Here is a 13169-nt window from a genome sequence, read left to right on the forward strand (position 1 = left end):
ACGGTACGTTCAGACACAAAAAAATGATCCTCCACATTTGGAAGATCATCTTATTACAGGCAATCATTGATCAATCTCACTACATTTTCACTTGAGTGACCTTGACTATACTGATTCCATTTCTCACAGAATTCAGCCACTGAGGCACTTTCTTCATTAAAGGGGTCCTCCAGCAGTATGCGGGTTACTTCCTCTGTCGTATACGCTACAGGTCCTGGCAATGATGTTTTGTAGTCCTCCCATACCCCTCTTTCCAAGAGATAGCTCTCATGATCGTACAAGTAGAAGATCATCGGCTTTCTGAGGAGTGAATACTCAAACGGAATGGACGAATAATCGGTAATGAGGACATCCGATACAAAAAGCAGTTCATTCATTCCTGCATAAGTGGATACATCAAAGACCTTATCCTTCAACTCATCCGGAATAACCATTCTGCCTCGAACAGCAGGGTGAAGCTTCACCAACAGGATCATATCTTCAGAGAACGATGGCACCATTTTTTCAAGATCAAGCTGCAGCTTGAATGCTACAAGGTCCTGTTCACGATAGGTCGGCGCATACAAGACCACTTTCTTTCCTTTTAAATAGGGGAACTTCCCGTATAATTTATCAACGATCCTTCGTTGCTTCCGTTTATCAAAAAATGGGTCTGTTCTTGGGATACCTGTCCGGGCAAACTGTTCTTCCTTCGCCCCGAAAGCCTCCCTGAAAATATCAGCCATGGCTTCCGATCCGACAATAATTTTGTTGAATTTGGCGTACACCTTCTTGAACCGGGAAATGGCTTTTGCAGATCTCATCTCGTTAGAAGGATCCTGAAGGCCGAATTTCTTGATTGCGCCATTAGCATGCCATAACTGGATGCAGGTTACTTCTTTTTTAAAGTCGGATACGGCCATGAAGCCATAGTAGTTATCAACTAATACCACTTTGGACGTTGCCAGATGATAGATCCCTTTCAAGAATTGAACCGGATGCTTCACCTCGAACAGAAGGGTCTCTGCTTCTTTCTCCCTCGAGAAAATTGGATGCATTTTATCTGTAGCTAAAAAAATGACGCGACAAGGGACATCCTGCCGCATCATTTCTTTCCATATACGCTGATTGTTCTCGCTGAACGAAACCACAAAGACGACTTTCCTCTTGATGGGGAATCCTTTCGCCAATGCAAAGATCGTTTTGAAGACAATCAGATATAAGGTTATGGCCATTTCTCTAGCCATTATTCACAGTGAAAAGATCGTTTTTGATCTTTGAAGTAGAAATTCCAATCGTCCTAGGAAGATACACGACTTCACAATGTTCCTTAAGGAAGTCAAACTTTCCTTCCCAATCATCCCCCATGACAAATACATCGATGTCACGGTTCACAACGTCGGATACTTTTTGTTCCCAGTCGTTTTCAGCAATGACCTCGTCCACATATCGGATGGACTCAAGAATCATTTTTCTGTTCTCGAAGCTATGATATGATTTCTTGTTCTTGATTGCGTTGAATTCGTCTGATGAGATGGCGACAGTCAGATGATCTCCCAACTGCTTGGCCCTTTTTAGTAGATTAATATGTCCCCAGTGCAACAAATCAAAGGTTCCATAAGTGATGACCTTCTTCATTACTAAATCCCTCCAAAATGATAATCTCTATAGTCAATTTCGTTTACGTTTCTTAAACCATTGTTGCTCATTATACATGCTGTACTTTACGAATAGTTTATAGGAACTTTACAATCTCGTAATAAATAACTGTCGAAAATTGTAAGTGCCCAATACATTCAATTTTAACTGAGACAAAGGAACTTAGCAAGTTGACTTCTGTGAAAAATAGTTGAACATTTTACATACAATACCCACAAAATTAAAAATTGACACCACTTTATAAACTTTCCAGATTTCATTTGTTCCCTTTAGAGTAGAATTTTACAATGGCGACATTTTATCGTTAAATAAGATTACAGGGTTGATGGAAAGTTACCTATTGAAGATTTCCCGCTTTTATAGCAGAATAGTCATGACCAACGATTAAACGCAATGTATACTTTCACAATGTGAACATAAGAAAGGAAAACTTATGAAATCTGCCTTAACCGTTTTGAAAGAACAATTTACCAGCTTCTATTTGATCCAGAGGCTATCTTTATATGAACTGAAAAGCAATAATAAAAACAATTACCTGGGTATGCTCTGGGAATTGATCAATCCCGGAATCCAGATCGCCATTTATTGGTTTGTATTCGGGTACGGGCTGAAAAATGGTGGCCAAGGACGCGCCGATGTCCATGACGTCCCATTCTTCATCTGGCTCCTTGCAGGTATGGTGGTATGGTTCTTCATCAGTCCCGCCATCACGCATTCTTCCAAGTCCGTCTATACCAGGATCAGGATGCTCTCTAAAATGAGCTTTCCCATGAGTGCCATTCCATCATATGTGATCCTGTCCAAGTTCTACCCGCATCTTTATTTGACCGGGATTACCATCATCCTGTTCCAGTTCATGGGTTTTCCGGTGAGTGTGTACTATCTGCAGCTACCTTATTTTATGGTATCCGTATTGGCTGTCATTTTTGCCCTCTCCCTGATTACGTCGACGTTGTCCACGATGATCCGGGACGTCCAGATGGTCGTACAAGCTGTTGTGAGGATGCTTCTGTATATGTCGCCGATCCTATGGAATATGGAAGACTTATTAAGTGACCGGCTTGTTACGATTATGAAATTGAATCCTTTCTACTATATAGTGGAAGGATATAGGAGTGCCCTCCTTGGAGAGGGATGGTATTTCATCGAACATTACCAATATACTCTGTACTTCTGGGGATTAGTACTGGTCCTCTTCATCTTTGGTTCTTATATCCATGTGAAGTTCAGAAGACATTTCGTCGATTTCTTATAATAGAAAGTAGTGGATACAATGCCTAAATCAGTCATTGCCAAAAATGTAACCAAAAAATATAAGCTTTATAATAAACAATCTGAACGCATTCTCGATATGATCACTCCAAAAAGCTTCGGAGAAGACTTCTACGGTCTGCGTAACGTCAGCTTCGAAGCTGAACAAGGAGACATCATCGGATTCGTAGGGGTTAATGGATCCGGTAAATCGACCCTAGCGAATATCCTTGCAGGTATCATACCCGAAACGTCAGGAACGGTTGAGGTGAACGGGAAAACTGCTCTGATCGCCGTCTCTGCCGGTTTGAATAATCAATTGAGCGGCCGCGAGAACATTGAATTGAAATGCCTCATGCTTGGTTTCAATAAAAAAGAAATCAAGGCACTTGAACCTGAAATCATAGAGTTCTCAGAGCTGGGGAAATTCATCGACCAGCCCGTTAAATCTTACTCAAGCGGAATGAAATCCCGCCTCGGCTTCGCCATTTCGGTCCATATCGATCCAGACATCCTTATCATCGATGAAGCCTTGTCAGTAGGGGATAAAGCTTTTTCCGAGAAAAGCCTTGAAAAAATGAATGAGTTCAAGAAGAGCGGAAAGACCATGTTCTTCGTCAGTCATTCCATCGGCCAAATGAAGAAGTTCTGCGAAAAGATCCTATGGCTGGAGTACGGGGAGGTTCGTGCGTTCGGACCTGTGGAAGAAGTGATTCCCCAATATGAAAACTTCTTCAAGGAATACAAAGCCATGTCCAAAAAAGAAAAGAAACAATTCCGTGAAGAAGCGTTGCGGAAACAAAGTGGCGCTGACTTTGTACAGTCCACATAATGAATGGGGGATCCTTTATTGAATAAAGGGTCCTTTTTTTCGGAACAATTGGCCTAAATAGTTTATAAAACTTGGCAAATCGCAAATGCTACTAAAAAATAGGGTTTGAATTCTTTTTATATTCGTATATAATACCGTTTAGGTTTAAAGGACGAATAATTGGCGGAAGGGGATCTAGCACGAATGGCTGAATACGAACTGAAACATAAGCGCATTCATACCCTGCAGATAAAAGAAACTTCTTCAGGAAAAACGCTTTATGTTGAATTTGCGCTTTTGGATCGTTATATAGAAAATTTGACCGATTACGAATTATGTCTCTTCGAAAGAGATACTGAACATTATTTGACTATAGAAACAAAAGAAGTAAGCACCGAAGAGTCTTTTACCATTTTGTCAGGACAATTGGTTCTTGATGGATACTTGGACTCGTTCAAGGCCAATACATTCTGGGATTTGTACTTACGAACCCACAAAGAAGAACATGAAGACCCGAAATTGGTCCGTATCAAAGCAAACAACGAAGACATTCGACTTCATTCCTTCTTCGTATCGGATTACATGTTCATACCCTATCGTACAAAAAAGGGAAATGTTTCGTTTAAAATTGCAGCTCCCGAAATATTTGGCCGCATTGAGCACGTTGACCTGAAAGAAAATGGAGAGTTAACATTTTCAGGATACTCTGTCGTGCCACCGGGAATTACTACAGCTAATAAAACCCTTGTGATTTCAAGCACAGAGACAGAAGAAGAAGTCATCATCCCACTCCCTTCTGAAGATCGTGAAGATTTAAGGGAGCTATTCCAAAATACCGCACTCTCCTTCACAGAGAGTGGATTTCATGGAAGCGTTGACCTAAAAGAACTCTTCCAGGATGGTACGAATACCTATTTCAAATTCTTTGTTGAATATACAAATGTGATTAATGGCGAAGAGGTCAAGATAAGAAGTCACCGGCTTCCTTTCTTCCCTAGGAATCCTGAAACGGAATTCCAGTCTGTCTTCATTCAATCAAACGGAAGAAAGTTGTTGGCGCGTGTAAAACCGACGAAAAAATCCCGTTTCTTATCCATCAGGGTGTTCCAATACAATGCACTCAAAGAAACAGTTCGGAAGGCTAAGAACTTTCTTGTTCGTGTCAAGAGAGGAAGAACGGTCAAAAGAGCGTATAAACTTGCCTTTACGTTCTTAGGAAAACTTCCGGCCAAAAAGAAACAAGTGGTATTTGAAAGCTTCCTTGGCAAGCAGTTCAGCTGTAATCCCCGAGCCATATACGAATATATGCTTGAGAATCATCCGGAGTACGATATGTACTGGAGCATCGATCCCCGGAGCGCTGCCGTATTTGAAGGCAAGGGACTCAAGACGATCAATCGCTTCTCGATTCCATGGCTCTTCAAAATGGCCCGTTCAAAATATTGGGTTTCCAACAGCAGGCTGCCGATTTGGATACCAAAACCAAGTCACACGACTTATCTGCAAACATGGCATGGTACACCGCTGAAACGCCTTGCGGCCGACATGGACGAGGTTCATATGCCTGGTACCAACACGGCAAAATACAAGAAGAATTTCCTGCTGGAGTCTAGCCGCTGGGATTACTTGATTTCACCGAACCGTTATTCTTCAGAGATATTCGCCAGGGCGTTCGGCTTTGAGAAGGATATGATTGAATCCGGTTATCCGCGGAATGATTTCCTTCATAATGCGAATAATGCTGAAACGATGAACTCGTTGAAAGAACGCCTTGAACTTCCTTTGGATAAAAAGATGATTCTCTATGCACCTACGTGGCGCGACAATGAGTTCTATGCAAAGGGTAAATACAAGTTCAACCTTAAGCTGGAGCTTGATAAGATGCAGGAAGAACTTGGGGATGAGTATATCGTCCTTCTCCGCATGCACTACCTGATTGCCGAGAACCTGGACATCACTCCGTTTGCCGGATTTGCGTACGATGTATCGCATCATACGGATATCAGCGAGCTGTACCTCATCTCTGATCTTTTGATTACCGATTATTCGTCTGTGTTCTTCGATTATGCAAATCTTGGCCGTCCGATGATCTTCTATGTGTACGATATCGAGAATTATCGCGATACGCTTCGCGGGTTCTACTTCGACTTTGAAGCACAAGCACCAGGTCCATTGGTAAAGACCACCGAAGACGTGATCCGCCATATTCAGCATCCGGATCCAGCATCCCAAACGAACTTTGACGCATTTTATCAGAAGTTCTGTTACCTCGAAGATGGAGAGGCAAGCAAACGAGTTGTCGAAAAAGTGTTTAAAACGAAATAAATGTGGGTAAAGGACGCAGGTGATCCCTGCGTCCTTTTTTGTCGATTTTTCCCGTCCCCCTCCCAATTGCTCTTCCGTCATTCGGCACGTTGTGATAACACAGTCCAAAGTACTATTTCTTTTTACATTTTTGGTGATTTTACTCCCTTTTTTCTATTAATTTATGGTAAAATGACAAAAAACTATCAATCTATACATAGAAGGAGAAACCCATTGAAAAAAACGATTGTAACATTTGCTGCTACCGCCGTTCTGTCTTCTACCTATGCATCTGCTGCCGCGGCAAGTTCGCACAAAGTAGAATCAGGAGACTCCCTATGGAATATTGCCCGTAAGTATAATACGTCTGTGTCGAACTTGAAATCGCTTAACAATCTGAAATCAGACATGATTTTCCCGAATCAGGTCCTTAAGGTGACGGCAAAAGCCTCCACTGCACCGTCTAAACCTTCAGCGCCAGCGCCGGCTCCGTCTTCGCCAGCTAAAACCTATACGGTCAAATCTGGGGATACGCTGATTGCCATTGCCAACCGCCACTCCATTTCACTCGGCGAACTGCAGAAATGGAACGGAATCTCAAGTCATCTGATCTACCCGGGACAAAAACTATCGGTTTCATCCGGTGGATCTGGTTCTTCCACCCCGGCTCCTGCACCGACACCTTCCAAGCCTTCACCGGCACCCGGAAACAGCGCGACAGGCTCTTACAAGGTTGTATCAGGGGATACTCTCTCCCACATCAGCTTGCGCTACAGCATGAGCGTGAGCGAGCTTAAGAAACTTAATGGACTGTCCGGGAATATGATTTACGTTGGGCAGACACTTAAGGTCAACGGAGGTTCTTCTCCCTCTCCAGCACCGGCTCCTACACCATCAGTTCCTAAAGAAGATACGGTTACTTCTTTTGACGTCAACCGCCTTCTCTCAGCAGCAAAAGGACAGATCGGTAAACCTTACGTATGGGGTGGGTCCACCACTGCCGGCTTCGATTGCAGCGGATTCATTTATTATGCTTTCAACCAGGCAGGCGTCAGTATGTCCAGAACTTCTTCAGAAGGATACTACAGCCGCTCATACTATGTCGACAAACCCGCAATCGGTGATATCGTATTCTTCTCGAATACATACAAGAAAGGTATTTCCCATCTGGGGATCTATGTCGGCAACAATCAGTTCATCCACGCGGGTGACAACGGCGTCGAAATCTCCAGCCTGAACAACTCTTATTGGAAATCGAAATTCGACAGCTTCAAACGCTTTTACAGTCTCTAAACACTACCCGGTACTATGTTCCCAACAGGTATGGAAATGTACTACCCGGCAGTGCAAACCGGTTGCCCTTGGCAACCGGTTTTGTCGTATGTAAAGGTGTCATTATTTGGCGAATAATATTTCGCTTTTACGTCAAGAAATATATTCCAATTAAGAGAGTTATGTGGTTTAATTAATTGATTTTACTAATAGGATATTGGAGGATACTATGAGGAAAAAGTTGATCAAGAGTTTACTAGCTTTGATTGTGATTTTCAGTGTTTGCCTGCCACAGCTCCCTCAAGCAAACGCCGCAACGGTTATTGAAGAATTACCGCTTGCCATGTCGGAATTAACAGAAGGGAGCTTCACTGATGATGATCATGTTCAGTGGTATAAGATCACCCCTGGAAATGATACTGTCGAACAATTCACTCATCTGAGAATCAAGCTTGAATCCCAATCTGAGGTGAACATGAGTGTTTACTCAAGCCTCGAAAATGCCACCGATGACAATACGTTCGAACAATATAGAGGCTATTCCTACGATCAGGAAACCGCGTCTATCGACTTCCCGATCTCGTGGGTCGGCCCTTACTATATTAAATTGGAAAGCTATGTAGAAGAGGATGAAGACGGCAATCTGTTGCCTAACCCTTATAAAATCAGCTACGACGGCGTGTCGCTTCCACCTTCCAATGGGGCCGTAGGAGAAGAATGCCCTGCAGAGCTCAGCGTCGAGAAAAAGAAAAACGGAAAGGTGATTTTATCCGACCTCCGTTCGATCCGTGAGAACCTCCTATCCAAAACAGATAATGGGAAAGAACTGACGGCTGTTTATTATAAGTCAGCTCCATTCATCACGTCTAAAATGCTGTTTGATAAAAACCTGCGTGAAGACGTGTATGCAAACCTGTCCACTTTGAAAAATCTCTTGAGTGACACAGCGAAGAACGGCGGATCAAGTACGTATGCCATTTCTGACAAAGAGCAGGAAGCCATCAGCAACCTGTACGCGATTGCCCATGATGCCGTACCGGGTCCCCTGAAGACCCAGCTTGAAAACTCCGTTAAGAATGTGGATCTTTCAAAGCTATCCGGCACTTCTGTCTCGCAAGTAGTCTCAAAAGCTGGTCTCAGTACGACAAGTTCAACCGCTGATCCTTCCCGCTTGATTGTGAAAGTGAAGGACGGTCAGCCGACAAGTCGCGTCAAATCCAAAGTAGAGTCTTACGGAATTAAATCTGTGGATGACTTATCAAAAAAAGAATTGAAATCAGACCGTTTCCTTGTCGTGGAAGTGAAGAATAATGGTAAAGGATTCTCGGCAAGCTCCAAGACGACCGCCAATCAAATCGCCAAACTTCCTGAAGTCGAATTCGTAGAGCAGGTCCAGACCTACACGGCTCTGTCCGCAGACGTTCAGTATGAGCATCAATGGTCTTTAAATAACGGCGAGAAAAAAGGCAGCGATATCGGGTATGAAGCCCTTGAGAAACTGTTGAAAAATAAGAAACTAGACAAAACTGTGATTGCCGTTGCTGATACTGGTGTTGATCACACCCTTGCCGATCTTTCGGGTAATGTCCTTGTAGACAAAGGATACAATTTTGTGGATCGAAACGATGATGCAATGGATGACAATGGCCACGGGACACATGTTTCCTCCATCATTGCTGCAAAGTCCGATAACCATTACTCCATGGCCGGGATCAATCCATATGCTGAAATCCTGCCGATCAAGGTTCTTGATTCATCCGGTGGCGGGGATACCGAACAGATTGCAGCCGGGATCATGTATGCAGCCGATAATGGAGCCAAGGTGCTGAACCTTAGCCTTGGAGGCGGATACAGCCGTACGATTGAATATGCCCTGCGTTACGCAAGTGGCAAAGGCGTGACCATCGTAGCTGCAAGCGGTAATGACGGGATGGAGGAACTGAACTACCCTGGTTCTTCTAAATATGTAATCGCAGTCGGTTCAACCAGCAAATTTGATATCGTTTCCGATTTCTCGAATTACGGAAAAGGGTTGGATCTTGTAGCGCCAGGCTCGGACATCCCTGCCCTCCTTCCAGACGGGAATGTCACTTACATGAGCGGAACATCCATGGCGACACCACATGTTGCCGCAGTAGCCGGTCTGCTCCTCTCTCAGAAACCAACGATGAAGGCTTCTGAAGTGCAAGCACTCTTAAACAAGACAGCCGTCGATGTCGCTTTCGACGAACAGGATAACCCGTATACCGGAGAAGAAGACTATTGGGATGAAGAAGTAGATGGTCCATACCCTGTCGAGGTCTTACCGCCTGGTTACGATCACGTATCTGGATATGGACGCTTGGATGCGTTCAGTGCCGTCAGTACACTTGACCTGGGGGCAACCATCAATCCGATCCTTAATAACTCAAAAGCCGTTACAGGTAAAGCCAAGAACGGATCTACCATCGAAGTATGGAACGGGAAGAAATCCCTCGGCAAAGGAACCGTTAAATCCGGCTCCTACAGCGTTGCCATCCCGGTTCAGAAAACCGATCAGATCCTGACCGTCGTCATTACGAACGGCAATGCAAAGACATCCGTGAAACAAGTCGTAGAAAAAGCACCAGATAAACCAAAAGTGAAAAAAGTGACCAATAAAGATACCACCCTGTCAGGTACGGCCCAGGCAAACCTGAAAGTGAATATTAAAAATGCTTCCCGTAAAGTCATCGCAACAGGGAAAGTCGATAAAAACGGTTCATTCAAAGTGAAGATTCCTAAACAAAAAGAGAACGCGGTCCTCTACGTAACCGTACAGGATGGCTACAAAGAAAGCTCTGAAACAAAAGTGACCGTCATCGACGTGATCCCACCTGCCGCTCCAAAGGCAAAAGCAATCAGCGATAAGAGCACCTCCATCACCGGCACAACCGAAGCAAAAGCCCAGGTCGTAGCCAAGGTGAAGGGCAAACAGATCGCAAAAGTCAAAGCCGATGCCAAAGGGAAATTCACCCTTAAGATCAAGAAACAAAAAGCAGGTACCACCGTTGTCGTGACCGCGACCGATGCCGCAGGCAATACGAGCAAAGGCACGAACTTGAAGGTAGCAGACAAAACACCACCAGCTGCACCCAAGGTGAACAGCGTCAACGACAAAAGCACGTCCGTCAAAGGCAAGACTGAAGCCGGTGCCACCGTCACAGTCAAAGTGAAGAACAAAAAACTCGGTGAAGCCAAAGCCAACAAAAAAGGTGAATTCACCTTCAAAATCAAGAAACAAAAGGCAAAGACCGTCCTCTCCGTCACAGCCAAGGACAAAGCAGGCAACGTAAGCAAAGCGAAAAACGTGACGGTGAAGAAGAAATAATCCAAAAACCGCTCCAGGGTTCCATACCCGGAGCGGTTTTCTTTGCATAAAAAAGACACCGGACCTTCTTCCTCCAATGTCATGCTGCTTCGTATTTCCTGGCTTTCTCCCGTTTCCGTAAGCGAAGGCCAACTAACAGTGAAACTAAGCCTGCAATTGCTGTTGAAATCAATGTCAACACCGGGTGATCCTGATAAGGAAGACTGGTGTGATATCCGATTTTATCTTCTGTCAGCCCCCGGATCCACTGGGTTTCGAGCTTGGAATTCGCACCCGATGAGAAGGTCGACTTTTTCACGACGCCATTTTCATTGATCCGGAACGTCTGGAACTTCTGGTCGCCCTCTTTCATGGCTTCCGGCGTCAATCGGAGGGCCGCAATAAACCACTCTTCCCCGGTTTCCTTTTCCTTCATCAGCTTGTACTGGACAATGCCCTTGAACGCCTTCATGTCGCTCTTTTCATCTGTTTGGTCTCCTGGCACCTTCACCTTGGCCCGCTCCTCTTCCTGAAGCTCCAGGAGCACCTCAGGGCCATCCCGGTACGTCTGCACCTTCACCCCATGGAATACCTGAACCGTTTCCGTATCCTCCGGTGACTGGAACGAATAGCGCTTTTCTATTCCATTCTGATACACAAGCTCCCTGACTGACTGCACGGTGAAATAAAGGGCGGTGGTGAGCAGGACGACTCCTGCGGCGAGTAGTAAGACTGAGATGAGTTTTGATAGATTGAAGGGTTTGTTGGTGGTCATTGGGATCACTCAGATCTTTTGAGGATTTTAAATATTTGAAAATTGCTTAATCTTCTCTCTGACAAAATCTACAGTTTTATAATCTTCTTGAATTTCAAATACAATTAAAGCTTTTTCCATGTATTTTCTTGCACTCTCTAGTTGGTTATCTAACTCCAAGTTGTATCCTTTTTGATAATGTATTTGCCCGAGAAGAAATATACTGTCTTTTTTCAGACACCACTTTATGGCCTCATCACAATATCCATTAGACTCATCTAACCGATTTAATCTAGTTAAAACCCTTGCCATATTATAATAAAGTTTTGTTTTTATGGTGTAGTCATTCAAATGCGGAAGTACTTGTAGATGCCTAATTACCTCTTCATATAAAGATAAGGCAGAATTTATATCTTCTTTAAAATAAATAGTAGCCATTGTAAGTAATATCTCTATTTCTCTCTCCTGCATCACTTTTCCCTTTAAGTCAGTGATATGAACTGCTTGATTTAATATTTCAATCGCTTCATCTTTTTTATGTTCTACTTCATATAAATAAATACCTTTATGCCACAGGAGAAGCTGAAGATTTTTTTTATTTTGAGTAAACAATGGATTTGTCTCTTCCGCTTTTACAATATCAATCATTTCTCTAAATCTGTAAGTTCTTCTCATTATTTGTAACTGCTCAAACACTTCTTGTACATAATCAAGACGTGGAGTTGTACCTATATCAAAGAAATAGTTTACATCTACACCTAACTTTTGAGAGATTTGATACAATGTAGAGGCATATGGAAAAACTAACCCTTTTTCTATTTTGCTTATTTGCGCTTGAGTGCATACACCCTCGGACAATTCTTCCTGCGACAGGCCACTATTTTTCCTCAGTTCTTTAATTTTTTTACCTACAGCTGCAAAATCCATTCTACACTCTCCTAAATATGCCTAAAGTTATATTTTTAGATAAAAAGCACCGAAAGTCCATGAAATACACTAAAAAATTGTGATATTATAATTCTCAGTTGAGTTAGAAAGAATTTAATAATGTGTTTTAATTATTATAACACCTTTAATTGATTTTTTATCTTTCTATAAAATCAAAGAACAAGGAGGAAAGCACTATGAAGAAATATATTATAATTACAGTAGCCACGATGGTATTGGCGCTTGGATTTGCAGGTACCACAAGTGCTGCAGTGATTAAGCCCTTGAAAGAACTTCCAGAAAACATTTATTAGTTATAAAGATAACTGTACTCACGCCTTCCTTTTATGGGAGCGTTTTTCTTTTGTTTAATCTTCGTTTGTAAATATGCCTAAAGTTATATAAATACTCAAAAACAGAACATATTTACCCAAAATCAAAGATGCATCAATTATATACCTTACTGAGCCAAAATCCCCTTGTTTTTAAGGTGTGGTAGTATAAAAGTACAATAAAAGAAAGGGGGCTTCATGATGAATAGCATAAGCATGAAAGTAAATCCTCTATATTCTGAAATTGATTTGTCGATTCAGTTCCATTTTGAGTTCTTGCAAGGTGATTGCAAGGTCGGGGAGGCACTCGCATCCACGTATCCGATCGAGAATCATCAGCAAGCCCTCAAGCCTAAGCATTTGTCGTTTCCAAAGGTAGAAAAATGTGCAGTCATTGATTTGTTTGATGTCGTTGGGGATTTGGAGAAGGGCTGTCTGAAAAAGCTCCACCACTTCCTGAAGGTGATCGGAATGAAAGAAGTTCATTCAGGTTATGACATACAGCGCGAAAGCATGGTATAAGAAAAGGCGGTCCTCATGGGCCGCCTTTTC

The 13169-nt window shown here is 43.0% G+C and carries 10 protein-coding genes; 6 read left to right on the forward strand and 4 right to left on the reverse strand.

Annotated features, from left to right (window positions below; all coding sequences use genetic code 11):
- Positions 1 to 53: 53 nt before the first annotated feature.
- Positions 54 to 1226: a CDP-glycerol glycerophosphotransferase family protein gene (locus AF331_RS18975; protein WP_048015261.1), complete on the reverse strand. Its 1173-nt coding sequence runs from the start codon at positions 1224 to 1226 to the stop codon at positions 54 to 56.
- A complete protein-coding gene (gene tagD / locus AF331_RS18980; protein WP_048015262.1) occupies positions 1219 to 1617 on the reverse strand; it encodes a glycerol-3-phosphate cytidylyltransferase in 399 nt (132 codons plus the stop codon). The genes AF331_RS18975 and tagD overlap by 8 nt, the downstream gene beginning before the upstream one ends.
- Positions 1618 to 2071: 454 nt before the next feature.
- On the opposite strand from tagD, the gene AF331_RS18985 reads away from it, so the two are divergent.
- From AF331_RS18985 to AF331_RS19005, 5 genes are all read left to right on the forward strand, one after another.
- Positions 2072 to 2893 carry an ABC transporter permease gene (locus AF331_RS18985; RefSeq protein WP_048015263.1) on the forward strand — a complete coding sequence of 274 codons (822 nt, stop codon included), beginning with the start codon at positions 2072 to 2074 and terminating at the stop codon, positions 2891 to 2893.
- Positions 2894 to 2911: 18 nt separating this feature from the next.
- Positions 2912 to 3721: a teichoic acids export ABC transporter ATP-binding subunit TagH gene (gene tagH / locus AF331_RS18990; protein WP_048015264.1), complete on the forward strand. Its 810-nt coding sequence runs from the start codon at positions 2912 to 2914 to the stop codon at positions 3719 to 3721.
- Positions 3722 to 3904: 183 nt separating this feature from the next.
- Positions 3905 to 6025 (forward strand): CDP-glycerol glycerophosphotransferase family protein, encoded by a 2121-nt coding sequence (locus AF331_RS18995; protein WP_053429585.1) that lies wholly within the window; start codon positions 3905 to 3907, stop codon positions 6023 to 6025.
- Between the two features lie 213 nt (positions 6026 to 6238).
- Entirely contained in the window at positions 6239 to 7297 is a 1059-nt protein-coding gene (locus AF331_RS19000) for a C40 family peptidase (RefSeq protein WP_053429586.1), read from the forward strand.
- Positions 7298 to 7505: 208 nt separating this feature from the next.
- A complete protein-coding gene (locus tag AF331_RS19005) occupies positions 7506 to 10625 on the forward strand; it encodes a S8 family peptidase (RefSeq protein ID WP_053429587.1) in 3120 nt (1039 codons plus the stop codon).
- Positions 10626 to 10704: 79 nt separating this feature from the next.
- Here the strand turns inward: AF331_RS19005 and AF331_RS19010 are convergent, their stop codons facing one another.
- Complete coding sequence (locus AF331_RS19010; protein WP_053429588.1) at positions 10705 to 11379, reverse strand: hypothetical protein; 675 nt, start codon at positions 11377 to 11379, stop codon at positions 10705 to 10707.
- A 27-nt stretch (positions 11380 to 11406) separates the two neighbouring features.
- A complete protein-coding gene (locus AF331_RS19015; RefSeq protein WP_053429589.1) occupies positions 11407 to 12285 on the reverse strand; it encodes a helix-turn-helix domain-containing protein in 879 nt (292 codons plus the stop codon).
- A 533-nt stretch (positions 12286 to 12818) separates the two neighbouring features.
- Between AF331_RS19015 and AF331_RS19020 the strand changes: the two genes are divergently transcribed.
- Positions 12819 to 13139: a hypothetical protein gene (locus AF331_RS19020; RefSeq protein ID WP_053429590.1), complete on the forward strand. Its 321-nt coding sequence runs from the start codon at positions 12819 to 12821 to the stop codon at positions 13137 to 13139.
- Positions 13140 to 13169: the final 30 nt, after the last annotated feature.

This window comes from Rossellomorea marisflavi (genome assembly GCF_001274775.1).
In the GTDB taxonomy this organism is placed as follows: domain Bacteria; phylum Bacillota; class Bacilli; order Bacillales; family Bacillaceae_B; genus Rossellomorea; species Rossellomorea marisflavi.

Bases quoted from the DNA above. Each gene is read 5' to 3' on its own strand.
- AF331_RS18975 (WP_048015261.1), bottom strand. From the start codon at position 1,226: ATGGCTAGAGAAATGGCCATAACCTTATATCTGATTGTCTTCAAAACG.
- tagD (WP_048015262.1), bottom strand. From the start codon at position 1,617: ATGAAGAAGGTCATCACTTATGGAACCTTTGATTTGTTGCACTGGGGA.
- AF331_RS18985 (WP_048015263.1), top strand. From the start codon at position 2,072: ATGAAATCTGCCTTAACCGTTTTGAAAGAACAATTTACCAGCTTCTAT.
- tagH (WP_048015264.1), top strand. From the start codon at position 2,912: ATGCCTAAATCAGTCATTGCCAAAAATGTAACCAAAAAATATAAGCTT.
- AF331_RS18995 (WP_053429585.1), top strand. From the start codon at position 3,905: ATGGCTGAATACGAACTGAAACATAAGCGCATTCATACCCTGCAGATA.
- AF331_RS19005 (WP_053429587.1), top strand. From the start codon at position 7,506: ATGAGGAAAAAGTTGATCAAGAGTTTACTAGCTTTGATTGTGATTTTC.
- AF331_RS19010 (WP_053429588.1), bottom strand. From the start codon at position 11,379: ATGACCACCAACAAACCCTTCAATCTATCAAAACTCATCTCAGTCTTA.
- AF331_RS19015 (WP_053429589.1), bottom strand. From the start codon at position 12,285: ATGGATTTTGCAGCTGTAGGTAAAAAAATTAAAGAACTGAGGAAAAAT.
- AF331_RS19020 (WP_053429590.1), top strand. From the start codon at position 12,819: ATGAATAGCATAAGCATGAAAGTAAATCCTCTATATTCTGAAATTGAT.